The organism is Pseudomonas sp. GL_117, from assembly GCF_057835125.1.
This window is the reverse complement of sequence record NZ_CM174418.1, coordinates 1,965,649-1,982,539: the sequence shown is the minus strand read 5'-3', so window position 1 is coordinate 1,982,539 and position 16,891 is coordinate 1,965,649. Positions and strand designations below refer to the sequence as shown.

The window sequence follows — 16,891 nt, the reverse complement described above, 5'->3', positions numbered from 1 at the left end:
ACGGGAAACGCATGACACCTGCGGCTCATCACCTTAGGCTTGAGCGCCGCCAAGCCAAACAGGAACACCCGATGGACCGCCTCACCGCCATGGAAACCTTCGTCCACGTTGTCGAAACCGGCTCGTTCTCCGCCGCCGCCAAACGCCTGGGTATCGGCCAGCCCGCTGTGTCCAAGAGCATTGCGCAGCTGGAAGCACGCCTGGCGGTGCGGTTGGTGCTGCGTTCCACCCGTGGCCTGAGCCCGACCGAGGCGGGCCTGGCGTTTTTCGAGAAAGCCAAGCGCGCCATCGATGAAGCCAACGCGGCCGACGACGCCGCCCGGGGCGCCGGTGCGGGGCTCAGCGGCAACTTGCGGGTCAGCGCGTCGGTAACCTTCGCCCGGATGCACATCATTCCCCAGTTGGGCGCGTTTCTGGCGCAGTACCCCGAGATCACTGTGGATGTGATCCTCGACGACCGCAGCCTCAACCTGGTGGAAGAAGGCATCGACGTCGCCCTGCGCATGGGCAATCTGGACGATTCAAACCTCACCGCGCGCAAGATCGGCGAATCGCCCTGCGTCATCCTCGCCACCCCGGCCTACTTCGAACGCTGCGGCGAACCCGCCACGCCGGAGGACCTGATGCAACACGAGGCCATCATCTACACCCGTGGCGAGGGCGCGCACTGGAGCTTCACCCAGGGTGACACGACGTACCCCATCGTGGCCCACGGCCGCGTGCGCGTCACCGCAGCCGAAGGCGTGCGGGCTGCGGTGTTGAGTGATTTGGGGCTGACGTTATCGTCCACCTGGATGTTCGCGCCGGAACTGGCCAGTGGCGAAGTGAAAACCGTGCTCACCGACTGGAAACTGCCCGCACGGGATCTATGGGCGGTGTTCCCCACCGGCCGGATGGCGAGCGCCAAGGCGCGGGCGTTTGTGGCGTATGTCGAGCAGTTGCTGGCGTAGCCCTCCCGCTACAAACCGGGGAATACGAGCATTGAGCGACGGCCCGTTGTTGATGTGGCGCTCAACTCAAATGCTGCTGATCCAGGCAGCACAGCAAGCGCTCGACCGTATGCGCCAGCGGTCCGGAATTATCCAGCACATACAACCCCGAGCCATTGTCGGCAATCAGCTGTGCCGTGAACTGCGCATTGCGCGCCAGGCGCGCTTCTATATCCGCCAGCGATTCACGTCCCCGTGAGATCAAGCGTTGGCGCAACACCGCCTGATCCACCGTCAGCAACAACACCAGCAAGGTCGGATAACGCGCGCGAGTCTGCGCCAGGTGCGCGCGGGAGCCGTTGACCAGCACGTCGTGCCCGGCCGCCAGCCAGTCGTCGATTTCCCTGGGAATGCCGTAGGACAAGCCATTGGCCTGCCAACTCAGGGCAAACGCGCCCTCGGCCTCCATCGCGGCGAACTGCTCGGGACTCACGCCTTGCGCCGCCTCGCCCACCGCTTCCGCCGAACGGGTGATGACGCGGCGCACGATGCGGCAACCGCGCTCGGCCAAGCGTGGGCGTGCGGCGTCCAACAGGCTGTCCTTGCCCGAACCGGATGGTCCGATGAGATAGATCAACCTGCCTGCCATTCACATACCCTCTTGACCTATTGCCGGTCAGCCCGCCGGCGGCGGCCACTTTACAGTAGCGCACCAGCTGGCAGGTAGCATTGCGAATGCGCGAAGCGATGGACGCGGAAACCAGACTTTCCCTACGGCTGAATCTTCGCCAGTTATTCATGATGCCGGCCGAGTTGTACGCAGGAGGTCATACCCCAACCGGGTTTCCATTCCCCGGTCGGCATTCTGTGTGCAGCTCACCTCCCACATTTGCCCCTGCGTTTGGCCGAACGCATTTCATCGGTATGAAAAAGGCGACCCGAAGGTCGCCTTTTCTATTGCGCGTATTTCTTGCTCAACCCCGGCGGCACGCCCTGCACGTCTGTTTCTTCCCAGGGTCCATTCGGGCCGATGGAACGGCTCCAGCCGTTGTTCCAGCGATAGTAGGTGCGCTGGCGGTAGAAGGTGTCGGGTTGATCTTCCAGCACGTAGACCTTCATGGTGCCGTCCCAGTGGCTGGCGGCACCCGGTGGTGGGGCAAAGGTTGGCGACGAGGTCGGCACCGGCCTTTTCGGCGGTGGGGTTACCGGGGTGGAGGGTCTGATGCTCGGCTGGGTCGCCGGGCCCGACGGTGGGATGGTCGGGCCGGTCGGTGCGGGAGGTGGGCGGTGGACCGCACAAGCACTCAAGCCCAATACCAGGCTGAGCAGGGTGATACGTGCGAATGCGGTCATGGGCGTTTCCTCGAAATTACTTGTCCGGACTGTCGATGGTCAGCTGCTGCAGTGCAGTGGTGGTACTGGCCAAGGATTGGCTGCGGCCGATCCACTCGCCAGCGGTCGGAAGACCTGCCCGGGATATGCGCGCAACCAGTTGGACTTCAGGGAAGTTGGACAGTTTCAACTGCGGCATCATCGCGTCGGCATCGCCCAGTTCGACGGTCACCGGCAGTTCTGCGACGGTGACGCGCTTGGCCGCCAACGGTGCCGGCGGGCCGGACACGGCGCGGGCGAAGATGAACACGCTGTCGCTTGGCAGGGCTTTGGCCTTGACGTCCGGCGCCAGGTCCACGCGGACTTTGAGCAGCGCCTTTTGCGCCACCGTGCCGCCGCTCTCTTTGAGTTTGTCAGCTGCGCGGTCGATACCGCCTTGCAGCGCGGCTCGGGAGCCATCGGCTGCCGGCAGTTGCGCCAACAGGCGGCTCCAGTAGTCGATGGCTTCCTGGTAACGCTGGCCCTCAAACGCGGCGATACCCAGCAGGCCGAGGCTGGTGACTTCCTTGGGGTCGAGCTTCAACGCTTCGTCCGTCAGGGCCTGGACCTTGGGCGACCACTGTTTGTTGTCGGCAAAGTACTGCGCCTGGGCCCACTGGCCGAGCAGTTCCGGCTGGCGCCCGGCCAGGGCTGCGGCGCGTTCGAAGACCTTGGCTGCATCGGCCGCACGGTCCTGGGCCATGTAGGCACGCCCCAAGTAGTACAGGCCCTCGGGCGAGTCCGGCTGGGCGATGGCGGCGCGTTCCAGGCGCTGGGTCATGTCTTCCATGGACACCGGCGGCTGGGAGAATTCGCGGGTCAGTTCGACCTTGTCGCTGGCACCGAAATGCAGGTAGAGGCTCACGCCCAATACCGGGACCAGGAACGCGGCGAGCAACGGCAACGGTTTGCCCAGGCGCGATTCGCGGGGCTTTTCCACGCCTTCGGTGTCGGCCAGCAATTCGCGCGCGGCTTCGGCGCGGCCGGTGTCGAGTTGCGCGGCATCGAGCACGCCTTCGGCGCTCTGCGCTTGCAGCTCGGCGACGCGTTCTTGGTACAGCGCCACGTTCAGCGCGGTGCGATCCTCTTCACGCTGGGCGCGGCGGCCACGCAGCACCGGGATCAACAGGAAACTCAGGGCAATCAGAAGCAGCAAGCCGGCTGCGAGCCAGAAATCAATCATCAGTCTTGGTGTCCAGCAATTGGTCGAGACGTTTGCGCTCTTCAGGGGACAGCGCATCGGAGCCATCGTTAGGCGCGGGCCGGCGACGACGAATGATCACCACCATCACCACCACGCCCGCCAGCAACAGCCCCGCGGGGCCGAACCAGAGCAGCGCGGTCTTGCCAGTGAGCGCGGGTTTGTAGCGCACGAAGTCACCGTAGCGATCAACCATGAAGTCGATGATCTGCTGGTTATCCTTGCCCTCCCCCAACATGCGGAAGATCTCTTTGCGCAGGTCGGCGGCGATGGGCGCGTTGGAGTCGGCGATGTCCTGGTTCTGGCACTTGGGGCAGCGCAATTCCTTGGTCAGTTCGCGAAAACGCTCACGCTCGGCGTCGCTGGCGAACTGGTAGGTGTCGATGGCCGCGTGGGCCACACCGGCCAGGCCCAGCGCCAGCACGGCGGCGGCTAACAGACGCTTCATGGCTTGGCCTCATCCACCAGCGCCTGGTACTTGGCGGCCAGTTGCTCGCGCCACACCACTTCGTCGATCACGCCGACGTACTTGTCGCGGATCACGCCCTTGGCATCAATGAAGAAGGTTTCCGGGGCGCCGTACACGCCGAGATTCAGACCGAGGTTGCCGTCTTCGTCGCGGATGTCCAACTGGTAGGGGTTGTGGAATTCGGCCAGCCACTTCAGGGCGGCAGCGTTGTCGTCCTTGTAGTTGATGCCGTAGATCACCACGCCTTTCTCGGCCAGCTTGTTGAGCACCGGGTGTTCGACGCGGCAGGAGATGCACCAGGTGCCCCACACATTGACCAGCGCCGGCTTGCCCAGCAGGTCGGCCTGGGTCAGGGTCTTGTCGCCTTGCACGGTCGGCAGGCTGAACGCCGGGAACGGCTTGCCGATCATTGCCGAAGGCAGCTCGGACGGGTCCAGGTAGAGGCCACGATACAAGACCACCGCACCGAGCAAAAACACGATCAGGGGGATCGCCATCAACCAACGCTTCATACCGCCGCTCCCTGCATGCCGAGGGCTTCACGCACCCGGCTCTTGACCTTGACCCGATAGCGTCGATCCAGCGCTGCCAGCAAACCACCGAAACCGGTGAGCAGACCGCCGAACCAGATCCAACGCACGAACGGTTTCACATGCACCCGCACCGCCCAGGCGCCGTCGCCCAAGGGTTCACCCAGCGCAACATAGAGGTCACGGGTGAAACCGGCGTCGATCCCGGCTTCGGTCATCATCGAGCTCTGCACGGTGTACAGGCGTTTTTCCGGGTGCAGCACCGCCACTTCCTTACCGTTGCGCACAACGCGTACGGTGCCTTTGTCGGACGTGAAGTTCGGCCCTTCGAAGTGCTTGGCGCCTTCGAAGATGAAGTGATAACCGGCCAGGTCCATGGACTCGCCCGGCGCCAGGCGCAAGTCGCGCTCGGCACTGTTCTGGCTGGACAGCACCACGCCGAGGGCACACACGGCGATGCCGATGTGCGCGATCTGCATGCCCCAGTAGCTGCGGGTCAGGCCCGGCAGGCCTTTGATCAAACCTTTGTGGCGGGTCTTGTCGAAGATGTCGCGCACGCCGGCCAGCAGCACCCAGGCGGCGAGCAGGAAGGTGGCGAGCACTGCCCAGTTGAAGTCGCCGTAAGCAAAACCGGCGAGCACCGCCAGGGCCACGCTGCCGAGCAACACCGGCATCAGCATGCCCACCAGCCATTTCAGCGGGGTGTCTTTCCAGCGCACCAACACGCCGACGGCCATCACCACCATCAACAAGCCCATCAATGGGATAAACAACGCGTTGAAGTACGGCGGGCCCACGGACAGCTTGGCCCCGCTCAGCGCATCCAGCACCAACGGGTACAGGGTGCCGAGCAGGATCATCGACGCCGCCACCACCAGCACCAGGTTATTGCCCAGCAGCAGGGTTTCCCGCGACCACAGGTTGAAGCCGACCTGGCTCTTGACCACCGGCGCGCGCAGGGCGAACAGGGTCAGGGAGCCGCCGACGACAAACAGCAGGAAGATCAGGATGAAGATGCCGCGTGCCGGATCAGACGCAAACGCATGCACCGAGGTCAGCACCCCCGAGCGCACGAGGAAAGTGCCGAGCAGGCTGAGGGAAAACGCCGCGATGGCCAGCAACACGGTCCAGCTCTTGAACACGCCGCGCTTTTCGGTGACGGCCAGCGAGTGAATCAACGCCGTGCCCACCAGCCAAGGCATGAAGGACGCGTTTTCCACCGGGTCCCAGAACCACCAGCCGCCCCAGCCGAGTTCGTAGTAGGCCCACCACGAACCGAGGGTGATGCCAATGCCGAGGAACGCCCAGGCGACGATGGTCCACGGCCGCGACCAGCGCGCCCAGGCCGCATCGAGACGCCCGCCGAGCAAGGCGGCGATGGCAAAGGCGAACGCCACGGAGAAGCCGACGTACCCCATGTAGAGCATCGGCGGATGCACGATCAGGCCGATGTCTTGCAGCAGCGGGTTGAGGTCGTGACCGTCCACCGGGATCTGCGGCAGGATGCGGCTGAACGGGTTGGAGGTCATGATCAGGAACAGCAGGAAGCCGATGCTGATCATGCCCATCACCGCCAGCACCCGCGCCAGCATGACTTGTGGCAGTTGGCGCGAGAACACCGACACGGCGAAGGTCCAGCCGCCGAGGATCAATGCCCACAGCAGCAACGAACCTTCGTGGGCCCCCCACACCGCGCTGAACTTGTAGTACCACGGCAAGGCGCTGTTGGAGTTATTGGCGACGTAGCCGACGGAAAAATCGTCGGTCATAAACGCGTAGGTCAGGCAGCCAAACGCGAACAGCAGGAAGGCAAACTGGCCCCAGGCTGCCGGCTGCGCCAGGCTCATCCACAGGCGGTCGCCGCGCCAGGCACCGAGCAACGGCACCACGGCCTGCACCACGGCAAAGCACAGGGCGATGATCATCGCCAGGTGGCCCAACTCAGGAATAAACAGTGCGGATGTCATCACTCAACCCTCCTTGGCGGGCGTTGGTGCGGACTGGCCGCTGTCTTTCAGGGCCTTGGTCACTTCCGGCGGCATGTATTTTTCATCGTGCTTGGCCAGCACTTCATCGGCCACCACCACGCCCTCGGCGTTGAGCTTGCCCAGGGCGACGATGCCCTGGCCTTCGCGGAACAGGTCCGGGAGGATGCCGCGGTAGCTGATGGTCACGGACTTGCTGAAGTCGGTGACCACGAAGGTCACGTCGAGGGAGTCGCCGGAGCGTTTCAGCGAGCCCTGCTCGACCATGCCGCCGGCGCGGATGCGGGTATCCAGCGGCGCTTCGCCATTGGCGATCTGGGTCGGGGTGTAGAACAGGTTGATGTTCTGTTGCAAGGCGCTCAAGGCCAGGGCCACGGCAATGCCCACGCCAGCCAGGATGGCCAGGATGATCAACAGACGTTTTCTACGCAGCGGATTCACTTTTCGGTCTCCCGGCGCAGACGACGCGCCTCTTGTTGCAGATAACGCTTGCGGGCCAGGATCGGCGCGACGACGTTGAGGGCCAGCACCGCCAGGCAGATGCCATAGGCCGTCCAGACATACAGGCCGTGGTGGCCCATGGCGAGAAAATCACTGAAAGAAGCAAAACTCATCCACGTGCTCCCAGGCAGCTTTGCACTTCGGCCTTGACCCAACTGGCGCGGGCTTCACGCTTGAGCACCTCAAGGCGCATGCGCATCAGCAGCACCGCGCCGAAAAAGCAGTAGAACCCCAGCACCATCAACAGCAGCGGCGCCCACATTTCCACGGGCATTGCCGGTTTTTCGGTGAGGGTGAAGGTGGCGCCCTGGTGCAGGGTGTTCCACCACTCCACCGAGTACTTGATGATCGGGATGTTGATCACGCCGACAATCGCCAGCACCGCGCAGGCCTTGGCGGCACTGTCACGATTACTGATCGCATTGCCCAGGGCAATCAGACCGAAGTACAGGAACAGCAGGATCAACATGGACGTTAGTCGCGCATCCCACACCCACCATGAACCCCAGGTCGGCTTGCCCCAGATCGCCCCGGTGACCAGCGCCACGGCCGTCATCCACGCCCCGATGGGCGCGGCGCATTGCAGGGCGACATCGGCGAGTTTCATCTTCCAGACCAGGCCGACGATGCCGCACACCGCCAGCATCACGTAGCAGGACTGGGCCAGCATCGCGGCCGGCACGTGGATGTAGATGATGCGAAAGCTGTTGCCTTGCTGATAGTCCGGCGGCGCGAAGGCCAGGCCCCAGACCAGGCCGATGCCGATCAGCAGCACGGCGAAGAGGCTCAACCACGGCAGCAGCTTGCCGCTGATGCCGTAGAACCATTTGGGTGAGCCAAGCTTGTGAAACCAGGTCCAGTTCATTGCTGTTTCCATCACGGTTGCCGCTTGTCGACGCAAGCAGCTTAGGGTCTTTACTGGCTAATGATCAGCCAGACCTCATTATTCGCCGACGCTGATCTTCAGGCCGGCCGCTATCGCAAAAGGTGTCAGGGTTACAGCCAGGGCGGTCAGGCTGCCAAGCCACAAGAGGTAACCGGTCGCCGGCATGCCCATGAGCGCGGCTTGCAAGGCGCCGCTGCCCAGGATCAACACCGGGATGTACAACGGCAGAATCAACAGGGCCAGCAACAGCCCGCCGCGCTTCAAACCCACGGTCAACGCCGCGCCCACCGCCCCCAGCAAACTGAGGACCGGCGTACCGAGCAACAGGCTCAGCAGCAGGATCGGCAGGCATTCGACGGGCAAACCGAGCATCAGCGCCAGCAGCGGCGAGAGCAAGACTAGCGCCAAGCCGGAAAAAACCCAGTGTGCCAGCACCTTGGCCAATACCAGTAGAGGCAGGGGGTGCGACGAAAGGACCCACTGTTCCAGGGAACCGTCTTCGAAATCACTGCGAAACAGCCCGTCCAGCGAGAGCAGCACCGATAAAAGCGCCGCCACCCACACCAGTCCCGGAGACAAGGTTTGCAACAGTTTAGTCTCGGGACCGACCGCCAACGGGAACAGTGCGATGACAATCGCGAAGAACACCAGCGGATTGGCCAACTCGGCCGGGCGTCGGCATAGCAGCCGGGCTTCGCGGGCGACCAACAGGGCGAACACACTCATAGCGACCACCGGCCCAGGTCCAGGTCACGGTAACCGGCGGGCATGCGCGCGAGGGTGTGGTGGGTGGTGAGCACCACCAGCCCGCCCTGCTCGCAGTGTTGGGCCAAGTGCTCTTCCAACTGGGCGACGCCTTGTTTGTCGAGGGCAGTGAAGGGTTCGTCGAGAATCCACAGCGGCGGGCCCGGCAGGTACAACCGCGCGAGGGCCACGCGGCGCTGCTGGCCGGCGGACAGGGTGTGACAGGGTACGTCTTCGAAGCCCTTGAGGCCGACGGCGGCGAGGGCCTGCCAGATGGCGTCACGGGAGGCGGGATGATGCAGGGCGCTGAGCCAACTGAGGTTTTCTTCGGCGGTGAGCACGTCCTTGATCCCGGCGGCGTGGCCGATCCAGATAAGGTTGCGGGCCAGTTCAGTACGTTGCGCGTTCAGGGGCTTGCCGTTGAGGCGGATTTCACCCGCCGTCGGTTGCATCAACCCGGCCAGCAGCCGCAGCAGACTGGTTTTGCCGCTGCCGTTGGGGCCGCTGATCTGCACCATGTCGCCGCCCGTCAGCCGCAGGTCGAGGTGCTCGAACAACAGGCGCAGGTCGCGTTCACAGGAAAGCGCTACGGCTTCAAGAAGAGGGCTGGTCAAAAGATCGCGGGCCTTTACGGTTCAAGTCGGCGGTGCAGCGGCCGTTAAAGAGAAATGCACAATAACGGCTTTGGCGACCGATTTTAGAGAGCTGGATCAAATAGTTGTGAGGTTTTTAGCGCTCTCTTTGCAGACCGGCGGCATTATACATGCGATGCCCTACTCTCAAGAGGGCAATTTCCTTCAAGACGGCGTAGACGATGACCGGCGAAATCAACCTTCCTGTGCTTCCACCCGCCTCGACAGGCGGGCCCGCCCCGCTGCCCGCGACCGGTGAACTGCTCAAGTTGCTGGAACCGCAGACCGGGCTGATTTCCCCGGGGAAAACCGCCAACGCCGAAGTCATCGCCCTGAAACAAGGCGGTGAAGCCTTTCAGTTGCTGCTCAAGCTGACCCTCGACGGCGGCCGCCAGACCCTGGTGCAAGCCAGCAGCGCGCAACCCCTGCCGTTGGGCAGCAATGTGGCGGTCAGCCAGACCCCGGCGGGCAACCTGACCATCAGCTTGCAACAGGCCTTGAGCGCCAACGTCGCCGCCCTCACCCGCATCGACACCACGCAGTTGCCGGTCGGCACGCTGCTGCAAGCCAAGGTGCTGACGACCCAGACGCTGCCCCAGGGCGCGGCGCAACCGGCGATCTACCGTTCGCTGGTGACGGTGCTCAACAACACCCTCGCCGGCGCTACATTGACGCTGGAAAGCCCCCAGCCGCTGCGCGTCGGCAGCTTGCTCAGTGCCGTGGTGCAGAACGCGCAAACCCTGAATTTCGTGCCGCTGAGTGGCTTGAAGGACCAGTTGGCCGTCACCCAGCAGTTGGCGACTCAACAAAGCCGCCAAGGCTCACTGGATGCCGTGTTCACTGCGTTGCAGAACCTGCCGCGCAGTGACAGCACCTCCACTGAACTGCGCGGGGCGGCCGAGCGTTTGTTGGCTGCTTTGCCCGATTTGGCGCAAGTCAGCAATCCGAAAGTGCTGGCCCAGGTGATCCAGAACAGCGGTGCCTTTCTTGAAGCCAAACTGCTCGCCGGGCAGAACCCGGGGGTTCCACCGCTGGACATGAAAGGCGCCCTGCTGCGCCTGGTGGCCGAGCTGCTACCGGCCCTGCCCGCCAGCACCAACCTCAATGCCATCCTCGCCGCCAACACCCTGGCCCAGGTACTGCCCAACTTTGTGCGCAGCCCGCTGAACACCCTCGGCCAGCTCAGCGCCCGCCAGGCTCCCGCCGGTTTCCCGCTGCCCGAACGGCTGATGGCGAAACTGGAAGGCGAAGGCGACCTGGAAAACCTGCTGCGCCTGGCCGCCGGCGCCATCTCACGCCTGCAAAGCCACCAGCTGTCGAGCCTGGAGCAAACCGGCACCACCGCCGATGGTCGCCTGCAAACCACCTGGCAGTTGGAAATCCCCATGCGCACCTTGCAGGACATCGTGCCCTTGCAGGTCAAGTTCCAGCGTGAAGAACCGGCGCCGGACAAAGACCAGCCCGAACGCAAAGAACGCAAGGACCCCCGGCAGATGCTCTGGCGCGTAGACCTGGCGTTCGACATGGAGCCACTGGGACCGTTGCAGGTCCAGGCGCAACTGAGCCAGGGCAAACTGTCCAGCCAGCTCTGGGCGACCCGGCCGTTCACCGCCAGCTTGATCGAAAGCCACCTGGGCCACTTGCGCGAACGCCTGGTCACCTCGGGCCTTAACGTCGGCGACCTCGACTGCCACCTCGGCACCCCGCCACGCGGGCCGAAAACCGGACTGGAGCAACGCTGGGTGGATGAAACCGCATGAACAACACCAACCCGCCGCGCCAGGCGATTGCCCTCAAGTACGACGGCCAGCAAGCACCGACCCTGACTGCCAAGGGTGACGATGCATTGGCCGAAGCGATCCTGAAGCTGGCGCGGGAAAATGAAGTGCCGATCTATGAGAACGCCGAGCTAGTGAAGCTGCTGGCACGGATGGAGTTGGGGGACAGCATTCCGGAAGAGTTGTACCGCACCGTCGCCGAAATCATCGCGTTTGCCTGGACGTTGAAGGGCAAATTCCCGGTGGGTTATGACCCGGATGCCGCGCCCGTCGAGCGCGACATCACCGAGCGCGGCGACGACTACTGAATCAACCAGGCACCACCTGCGCCAGCATCCTGGCCCCTAACGAGGTCGCAACGGGTTTGCGCATGGCATGTTGCTGCAGGGCCTCCTTGAATGTCAGGCCGGTATACACGCTCAGCGCCTCTCGAAAGGGAGCGGCTTGCGCCTCAGGAAGTGATGCGGTGAAACGATTGATGAATGGCGCATCGATCGTGGTTCCGCTGACGCGATCGACCTCGTCCTGCACCGAATCTTTATCCCAGGTCGTGACCTTATCGAACAGCCTCGGATCATGGATCACGAAGTCCTTGGACCCCTGCGCCTGCTGGGCCACCAGCACGTTCCGGTTACCGTCCCAGGCTGACAGCGAATACTCCTTGAGCGAACTGCCACTGTCCTTGACCGACTGGATGCTCGCGCCCCGATGCTCAAGGCCGGCTTTGTAGAACTGGCTCAGCATGTCGAACCCCATCACTGCCTCGTCCGTACCGCGCTTGAGAATCCGGCAGCACAAGGTGGTGAGGTCCACCTGGATGTCATGGAAGCGCAACCGGGGCTCACCCGACATATTGCCAACATCCGTCATCTTTTTATCGAAGTCCTTGGGCCACAGGTACAACGCGTCCCGCGTCAACGGCTGCGCCAGGCGTTGTTCCATCGTGCCGGAAAACTGCTGGACCAACGCTACACCCTGATCATGCACCTGCGACATGCTCGTGCCGGGCATGCGGTCCTGAATCATGTTTTTGACGGCGTCGGTATTGAGCGAGAACTGGCCTTTGAGAAAGGTGGTCTTGCCTGCAGAAGGTGCGCCGCGAACGATCGAGACATCGCCTGCCCGGGCGGGGGCCGGGTCTTGAAGAATGGACTGAAATTGCTCGAGGTATTTGCCGGCCATCTGCGTGGTGAGGTTTTTCAGAATGTTGGCATTGAAATTCTCCACTTCAGGCAACCAGACGTTCTTCTGCCTCAGGGCCTGGGCCAAAGGCATCAGGTTTTTGTCGAAACCTGCCGGGTTGCTCCAGGCGCTGCGCTCGTTTTCCTGCAGGCGCTTCAACTGCTCAGGGTCACGGGTCAGTGCCTGCCAGGAGGTGATACTCGAATCGGCACGCATGCATTCGAGGCGTTCCCGGTAGGTATTCTCGGAAGGCGGCCTGCGAATCAAAGCCTGCAATATGTCGCGGGCATTGCTGGAAGAAATCGCCAAATCAGGCGCGGGTGCCACCACGACAGAGGGGCGATTTGCAATTGGGAGTGGCATGTTCGGTCCTCCGATCAGTCAGGGCTTGCCAACTTAGCCCCCATGCCAGGTCTTGCTGATAGGACTTTTCCTGATCACGGCCCATTAACGCCGAACGCAGGCCAGGGTCGGCTCTGGCCCGCAGCCAGGAGCGGTGGAACGCGACAGCGCCGAGGGAAGGGGCAACCCCCTCCCACACTTAGGGTTTGTGATCAGTTCAGGACTTCGCTCAAGGGGATGAAGTTGACGCGATCGCCCTCCGCCAACGTAGTACCTTCCAGCACTTCCACAAACCCTTCGGCCCACGCCGCGCTACGCAGCACGCCAGAGCTCTGGTTGCGGTAGATGATCGCCCTGCCCTGCTCGATACGCCCACGCAGGTACTCGCGACGGTTGCCCGGCTTGGGCCACACGAACCCCACCGGGACCTCGAAGCGCAACGGCTGCACATCGGCGACCCCCTGGCGACGCAGCAGGTACGGGCGCGCCAGCAGTGCAAAGGTCACCAGGGTCGACGCCGGGTTGCCCGGCAGGCCGATCACCGGTACGCCCCGGAAATGCCCGAAGGTCAGCGGCTTGCCAGGTTTGATCGCAAGCTTCCACAGCGCCAGCTCGCCCTCTTCCCGCAGGGCAATGCCGAGGAAATCCGCCTCGCCCACCGACACACCGCCGGTGGACAGGATCAGGTCGACGCGGCCCAAGCCCGCCAAGCGCGTGCGGGTCAACTCCAGGTCATCGGGCAGGATGCCCGCGTCGATCACTTCGCAGCCCATGCGCTCAAGCCACGAACACAGCACGCGGCGGTTGCTGTTGTAGATTTGCCCGGGGCCCAGCGGCAGGCCGGGCTCGATCAGCTCATCACCCGTGGACAGCACGGCCACACGCGGGCGGCGCACCACCTCGAGACGATCACGCCCGAGTGACGCGGCAAGCCCCAGTTCGATCGGCCCCAGGCGCGTGCCGGCGCTCAAGACCAACTCGCCGACCGTGGTTTCCTGGCCCTGGGGGCGGATGTTCTGGTCGGTATGCAGCGGCTGCGTGAAGCTCACGCGCGCGTCGGCGTGGACCACGGCGTTTTCCTGCATTTCCACGCAGTCCGCACCCTGCGGCACCGGTGCGCCGGTGAAGATCCGCGCGCAGGTGCCGGCGGCCAATGGTTGCGGTACCTGGCCGGCGAAGATGCGCTGGCTGACCACCAGCGGCTCGCCGTTCCAGTCGGCCAGGCGCAGGGCGTAACCGTCCATGGCGCTGTTCGGCCAAGGCGGCAGGTCGAGGGTGGCGATCAGGTCTTGCGCCAAGACACGGCCATCGCAATCGGCCAGGGGCAACGTTTGCAAATCGCGGATCGGCGCGGCCTCGGCCATCGCCAGCAGTTGCGCCAAGGCGTCTTCCACCGGCATCAGCGCACCGCTCTTGCCGGGCTTACCCACGGGATTCACAGGGCTCGGCCTGCTTCAAGTGCGGTACGAAATTGCATGGGCGGTGACGGTTGTCCAGTTGCTCGGCGAGGATGCCATCCCAGCCGGTGCGCACCGCATTGGTCGAACCCGGCAGGCAGCACACCAGGGTACCGTTGGCCAGCCCGGCCAGGGCGCGCGATTGCACGGTGGAGGTGCCGATGTCGGCCACGGAGATCTGGCGGAACAGTTCGCCAAAGCCGTCGACCTGTTTGTCCAGCAGGCAGCTCACGGCTTCCGGGGTGCTGTCGCGGCCGGTGAAGCCGGTGCCGCCGGTGATCAGCACGACCTGCACCACGTCTTCGGCGATCCAGTGGGCGACCTGGGCGCGGATCTTGTAGAGATCATCCTTGAGCAGCACACGCTCGGCCAGGTTGTGGCCCGCGGCGGTGAGGCGGTCGACGAAGACCTGGCCCGAGGTGTCGGTGTCCAGGGTGCGGGTGTCGCTGACGGTCAATACAGCGATGTTCAGGGGTACGAAGGGCGCATCTGCCTTGGCGGTCATGGCACGGTCCGGTTGTCGAAGAAACAGGCGGGTGTTATATCACAGGCCCCCCTTTTGCTGCCGCTGCGGAACCGCCATGCCTATCGATTCATCGCCCCTGCCCTGTTCGGTGTTGCTGTTGTCCGGTGGCCGTGGCCAGCGCATGGGCGGCCAGGACAAGGGCCTGCTGGAATGGCGCGGTCAGCCGTTGATTGCGCACCTGCACGGTTTGGTCCGGCCGCTGACGGACGACCTGATCATCTCGTGCAACCGCAACCCCGAGCGATACGCGGCGTTTGCCGACCAACTGGTCAATGACGACAGCCCGGACTACCCCGGGCCGCTCGCAGGCATCCGCGCCGGTCTTGTCGCCGCGCGTCATGGGCATTTGCTGATCCTGCCGTGCGATGTACCGCAGATCGATGCACAACTGTTGGCCGAGCTGCGTACGACCGCGCAACGCAATCCGCGGGTGCCCGTGATGGTGCGCCATGGTCAATTCTGGGAACCGCTGATCTGCATCCTGCCCACCGCCCTGCGCGACGCGGTCGAGGCCGCCTGGCACGCCGGTGAACGCAGCCCGCGACAGATCTTTATGAAACTCGGCGCGGTGGGCCTGGAATGCCCGACGGATGATCCGCGCCTGGCCAACCTGAATACCCCCGAGCTGTTACTCCCCAGCCCTGGCGTGTCAGAATGAGCCTCGCATCAGGAACTTTGTCGACGCCGCGCGCGTCACAAGGTCAGTATTTCAAAAGAATTCTCTCGGAGACAACACCATGACTCAACGGACCATCGCCGCTCTCATGCTTGCACTGGGCCTCGCCACCCTCGCCGGTTGCGCTTCGCCAACAGTGATCACCCTGAATGACGGTCGCGAAATCCAGGCCGTCGACACCCCTAAATTCGATAAGGATTCGGGCTTCTACGAGTTCGAACAACTGGACGGCAAGCAGACCCGCATCAACAAGGATCAGGTCCGCACCGTTAAAGACCTGTAAGTCTTAGCGTTTGCCACCAAGGCCCGCCGCGTGCGGGCCTTGTCGTTCTTGCGGGTTACCAGTGGAGGGTGATGCGGCTACGGAAACTGCGTTCTTCGCCGGTCACCGGATCGATGAACCGCACACCCTGGGCCAGCAGCTTGAGGGGGTTGGCGTAGTCGTCCACGGCGTCCTTGATCACGTCAGGGTAGAACGGGTCGTTACAGATACTCGCGCCGAGCGCAGTCATGTGCACGCGCAACTGGTGCTTCTTGCCGGTCACCGGGAACAGGCCGTAGCGCCACAGGTCGCCGTGTTTCTCGCGCACTTCAACCGCCGTTTCGGTGTTGCTCACACCTGCGCCTTCCTGCATGCGGAAGAACGGCTCGCCATCCACCAGGCGGCTTTTATGCACCAGGGGGAAGGTCAGGTCGGGCAAGGCAGGGGCGATGGCTTCGTAGAACTTGTCGATCTGGCGCGTGGGAAACAGCTGTTGATAGGCCGCACGACTGGCCGGGTTGGCCGAAAACAACACCAGCCCCGCGGTGTGCCGGTCAATGCGGTGCAGGGGCACCAGCGACGGATTGTCCAAGCGGCGGATCAGGCGGCGCAGCAGGGTTTGCTCGACATACTCACCGGCCGGCGTCACAGGCAGGAAGTGCGGTTTGTCGGCGACCACCAAGTGTTCATCGGCGTAGAGGATGCTCTCCTCGACCGGGATCACCTTTTCGTTCGGCACTTCGCGAAAGTAGTAGATGCACAGGCCTTCCTTGTAGGCCAGGCCCTGGCTGATCGGGCGACCGTGGACATCCAGCACTCGACCGCGCGCGATGCGGTCCAGCCAATGTTCCCGGCCGATCGCCGCAAAGTGCTCGCACAGGCACTCGAGCACCGTCGCCCAAGGGCCCGGCGGCAAGTACAGGGTGCTGGCTTGGTGCTCGGACGCGATAAAACCGGAAGTGGACATGCAGATGCTCGAAGCTTGAGAAAACCGGCGGGCATTATCCCGCATGGCTCAGGCCTTGGCCAATTGCGCCCGCAGAACCGGCGAGGCACTGGCGGCCTCGGTGAATTCCTTGAGCCAGCGCAGCACGTCCACCGCTTCCCAGCGGCCTGGATCGTACAGCGCGTACAACAAACCCTGGTAACCCACCACATCCAACTGCTTGTGATAGCCGGCGCGCTGGAACAACGCCTCGATCTCGGCAAAGCAGGTATTGAAATGCACTTTGTTAAACGGCGTCTTGCCTTCCGTGACCAGGCCGTCGAGGCGCAGCTCGTTCACCGCGTCACGCACGACATCGGCGGACATGCGATTGACGCTGCTTTTCAGTTGTTCAACATTCACCACGGGCGTTCCCTCTATTCAATCGCTGTACAAACATACAGTAACTCAATATTCGGAAACCCGCCATCGCGC

21 protein-coding genes are annotated in these 16,891 nt (G+C 63.5%); 5 read left to right on the top strand and 16 right to left on the bottom strand.

Features of this window, described 5'->3' with window-relative positions; all coding sequences use genetic code 11:
* Nucleotides 1-71 precede the first annotated feature (71 nt).
* The gene (locus AC3ISR_RS09015; RefSeq protein WP_463984327.1) at nt 72-950 is read left to right on the top strand and encodes a LysR family transcriptional regulator; all 879 of its coding nucleotides are present in this window, start codon (nt 72-74) and stop codon (nt 948-950) included.
* Between the two features lie 61 nt (nt 951-1,011).
* Here the strand turns inward: AC3ISR_RS09015 and phnN are convergent, their stop codons facing one another.
* The 11 genes from phnN to ccmA all read right to left on the bottom strand — a co-directional run bounded on the left by phnN (nt 1,012) and on the right by ccmA (nt 9,230).
* Nucleotides 1,012-1,578 (bottom strand): phosphonate metabolism protein/1,5-bisphosphokinase (PRPP-forming) PhnN, encoded by a 567-nt coding sequence (phnN, locus tag AC3ISR_RS09010; RefSeq protein ID WP_192298790.1) that lies wholly within the window; start codon nt 1,576-1,578, stop codon nt 1,012-1,014.
* Nucleotides 1,579-1,883: 305 nt separating this feature from the next.
* Nucleotides 1,884-2,282, bottom strand: a complete 399-nt coding sequence (locus tag AC3ISR_RS09005) for a hypothetical protein (RefSeq protein ID WP_463984328.1) — start codon at nt 2,280-2,282, stop codon at nt 1,884-1,886.
* 16 nt (nt 2,283-2,298) lie between these two features.
* Complete coding sequence (gene ccmI / locus AC3ISR_RS09000) at nt 2,299-3,483, bottom strand: c-type cytochrome biogenesis protein CcmI (protein WP_192298788.1); 1,185 nt, start codon at nt 3,481-3,483, stop codon at nt 2,299-2,301.
* Complete coding sequence (locus AC3ISR_RS08995) at nt 3,476-3,949, bottom strand: cytochrome c-type biogenesis protein (RefSeq protein ID WP_192298787.1); 474 nt, start codon at nt 3,947-3,949, stop codon at nt 3,476-3,478. The genes ccmI and AC3ISR_RS08995 overlap by 8 nt, the downstream gene beginning before the upstream one ends.
* The gene (locus AC3ISR_RS08990) at nt 3,946-4,482 is read right to left on the bottom strand and encodes a DsbE family thiol:disulfide interchange protein (RefSeq protein WP_017734371.1); all 537 of its coding nucleotides are present in this window, start codon (nt 4,480-4,482) and stop codon (nt 3,946-3,948) included. Before AC3ISR_RS08990 ends, AC3ISR_RS08995 begins: the two co-directional genes overlap by 4 nt.
* A complete protein-coding gene (locus AC3ISR_RS08985; RefSeq protein WP_192298887.1) occupies nt 4,479-6,467 on the bottom strand; it encodes a heme lyase CcmF/NrfE family subunit in 1,989 nt (662 codons plus the stop codon). The genes AC3ISR_RS08990 and AC3ISR_RS08985 overlap by 4 nt, the downstream gene beginning before the upstream one ends.
* A 3-nt stretch (nt 6,468-6,470) precedes the next feature.
* Nucleotides 6,471-6,926, bottom strand: a complete 456-nt coding sequence (ccmE, locus tag AC3ISR_RS08980; protein ID WP_192298786.1) for a cytochrome c maturation protein CcmE — start codon at nt 6,924-6,926, stop codon at nt 6,471-6,473.
* Nucleotides 6,923-7,099 (bottom strand): heme exporter protein CcmD, encoded by a 177-nt coding sequence (gene ccmD, locus AC3ISR_RS08975; protein WP_065924460.1) that lies wholly within the window; start codon nt 7,097-7,099, stop codon nt 6,923-6,925. The genes ccmE and ccmD overlap by 4 nt, the downstream gene beginning before the upstream one ends.
* The gene (locus tag AC3ISR_RS08970; protein WP_192298785.1) at nt 7,096-7,851 is read right to left on the bottom strand and encodes a heme ABC transporter permease; all 756 of its coding nucleotides are present in this window, start codon (nt 7,849-7,851) and stop codon (nt 7,096-7,098) included. The genes ccmD and AC3ISR_RS08970 overlap by 4 nt, the downstream gene beginning before the upstream one ends.
* Before the next feature lie 78 nt (nt 7,852-7,929).
* Entirely contained in the window at nt 7,930-8,598 is a 669-nt protein-coding gene (gene ccmB, locus AC3ISR_RS08965; RefSeq protein ID WP_192298784.1) for a heme exporter protein CcmB, read from the bottom strand.
* Nucleotides 8,595-9,230, bottom strand: a complete 636-nt coding sequence (ccmA, locus tag AC3ISR_RS08960; protein ID WP_192298783.1) for a cytochrome c biogenesis heme-transporting ATPase CcmA — start codon at nt 9,228-9,230, stop codon at nt 8,595-8,597. Before ccmA ends, ccmB begins: the two co-directional genes overlap by 4 nt.
* Before the next feature lie 200 nt (nt 9,231-9,430).
* Here ccmA and fliK point away from each other — a divergent pair, with 200 nt between their 5' ends.
* Nucleotides 9,431-11,008: a flagellar hook-length control protein FliK gene (gene fliK / locus AC3ISR_RS08955; RefSeq protein ID WP_192298782.1), complete on the top strand. Its 1,578-nt coding sequence runs from the start codon at nt 9,431-9,433 to the stop codon at nt 11,006-11,008.
* Complete coding sequence (locus AC3ISR_RS08950; RefSeq protein WP_192298781.1) at nt 11,005-11,334, top strand: EscU/YscU/HrcU family type III secretion system export apparatus switch protein; 330 nt, start codon at nt 11,005-11,007, stop codon at nt 11,332-11,334. The genes fliK and AC3ISR_RS08950 overlap by 4 nt, the downstream gene beginning before the upstream one ends.
* Nucleotide 11,335: 1 nt before the next feature.
* Here the strand turns inward: AC3ISR_RS08950 and AC3ISR_RS08945 are convergent, their stop codons facing one another.
* The 3 genes from AC3ISR_RS08945 to moaB all read right to left on the bottom strand — a co-directional run bounded on the left by AC3ISR_RS08945 (nt 11,336) and on the right by moaB (nt 14,512).
* Nucleotides 11,336-12,571: a hypothetical protein gene (locus AC3ISR_RS08945; RefSeq protein ID WP_192298780.1), complete on the bottom strand. Its 1,236-nt coding sequence runs from the start codon at nt 12,569-12,571 to the stop codon at nt 11,336-11,338.
* Between the two features lie 191 nt (nt 12,572-12,762).
* Nucleotides 12,763-13,989: a molybdopterin molybdotransferase MoeA gene (locus AC3ISR_RS08940; protein WP_489324697.1), complete on the bottom strand. Its 1,227-nt coding sequence runs from the start codon at nt 13,987-13,989 to the stop codon at nt 12,763-12,765.
* Nucleotides 13,973-14,512, bottom strand: a complete 540-nt coding sequence (gene moaB / locus AC3ISR_RS08935; protein WP_192298778.1) for a molybdenum cofactor biosynthesis protein B — start codon at nt 14,510-14,512, stop codon at nt 13,973-13,975. The genes AC3ISR_RS08940 and moaB overlap by 17 nt, the downstream gene beginning before the upstream one ends.
* Nucleotides 14,513-14,588: 76 nt before the next feature.
* Between moaB and mobA the strand changes: the two genes are divergently transcribed.
* Complete coding sequence (gene mobA, locus AC3ISR_RS08930) at nt 14,589-15,191, top strand: molybdenum cofactor guanylyltransferase MobA (RefSeq protein WP_192298777.1); 603 nt, start codon at nt 14,589-14,591, stop codon at nt 15,189-15,191.
* 79 nt (nt 15,192-15,270) lie between these two features.
* Nucleotides 15,271-15,492, top strand: coding sequence for a YgdI/YgdR family lipoprotein (locus AC3ISR_RS08925; protein ID WP_016978480.1), 222 nt, complete (start codon nt 15,271-15,273; stop codon nt 15,490-15,492).
* 55 nt (nt 15,493-15,547) lie between these two features.
* Here the strand turns inward: AC3ISR_RS08925 and AC3ISR_RS08920 are convergent, their stop codons facing one another.
* Both AC3ISR_RS08920 and AC3ISR_RS08915 read right to left on the bottom strand, forming a co-directional pair.
* Entirely contained in the window at nt 15,548-16,438 is an 891-nt protein-coding gene (locus AC3ISR_RS08920; protein WP_192298776.1) for a pseudouridine synthase, read from the bottom strand.
* Nucleotides 16,439-16,486: 48 nt separating this feature from the next.
* Nucleotides 16,487-16,822, bottom strand: a complete 336-nt coding sequence (locus AC3ISR_RS08915; protein WP_003189932.1) for a hypothetical protein — start codon at nt 16,820-16,822, stop codon at nt 16,487-16,489.
* Between the last annotated feature and the right edge of the window lie 69 nt (nt 16,823-16,891).

Bases quoted from the DNA above. Each gene is read 5' to 3' on its own strand.
- ccmB (WP_192298784.1), bottom strand. From the start codon at position 8,598: ATGAGTGTGTTCGCCCTGTTGGTCGCCCGCGAAGCCCGGCTGCTATGC.
- AC3ISR_RS08970 (WP_192298785.1), bottom strand. From the start codon at position 7,851: ATGAACTGGACCTGGTTTCACAAGCTTGGCTCACCCAAATGGTTCTAC.
- moaB (WP_192298778.1), bottom strand. From the start codon at position 14,512: ATGACCGCCAAGGCAGATGCGCCCTTCGTACCCCTGAACATCGCTGTA.
- fliK (WP_192298782.1), top strand. From the start codon at position 9,431: ATGACCGGCGAAATCAACCTTCCTGTGCTTCCACCCGCCTCGACAGGC.
- ccmI (WP_192298788.1), bottom strand. From the start codon at position 3,483: ATGATTGATTTCTGGCTCGCAGCCGGCTTGCTGCTTCTGATTGCCCTG.
- AC3ISR_RS08945 (WP_192298780.1), bottom strand. From the start codon at position 12,571: ATGCCACTCCCAATTGCAAATCGCCCCTCTGTCGTGGTGGCACCCGCG.
- mobA (WP_192298777.1), top strand. From the start codon at position 14,589: ATGCCTATCGATTCATCGCCCCTGCCCTGTTCGGTGTTGCTGTTGTCC.
- AC3ISR_RS08925 (WP_016978480.1), top strand. From the start codon at position 15,271: ATGACTCAACGGACCATCGCCGCTCTCATGCTTGCACTGGGCCTCGCC.
- AC3ISR_RS09005 (WP_463984328.1), bottom strand. From the start codon at position 2,282: ATGACCGCATTCGCACGTATCACCCTGCTCAGCCTGGTATTGGGCTTG.
- AC3ISR_RS08985 (WP_192298887.1), bottom strand. From the start codon at position 6,467: ATGACATCCGCACTGTTTATTCCTGAGTTGGGCCACCTGGCGATGATC.
- phnN (WP_192298790.1), bottom strand. From the start codon at position 1,578: ATGGCAGGCAGGTTGATCTATCTCATCGGACCATCCGGTTCGGGCAAG.
- AC3ISR_RS08920 (WP_192298776.1), bottom strand. From the start codon at position 16,438: ATGTCCACTTCCGGTTTTATCGCGTCCGAGCACCAAGCCAGCACCCTG.
- AC3ISR_RS08950 (WP_192298781.1), top strand. From the start codon at position 11,005: ATGAACAACACCAACCCGCCGCGCCAGGCGATTGCCCTCAAGTACGAC.
- AC3ISR_RS08990 (WP_017734371.1), bottom strand. From the start codon at position 4,482: ATGAAGCGTTGGTTGATGGCGATCCCCCTGATCGTGTTTTTGCTCGGT.
- AC3ISR_RS09015 (WP_463984327.1), top strand. From the start codon at position 72: ATGGACCGCCTCACCGCCATGGAAACCTTCGTCCACGTTGTCGAAACC.
- ccmD (WP_065924460.1), bottom strand. From the start codon at position 7,099: ATGAGTTTTGCTTCTTTCAGTGATTTTCTCGCCATGGGCCACCACGGC.
- AC3ISR_RS08995 (WP_192298787.1), bottom strand. From the start codon at position 3,949: ATGAAGCGTCTGTTAGCCGCCGCCGTGCTGGCGCTGGGCCTGGCCGGT.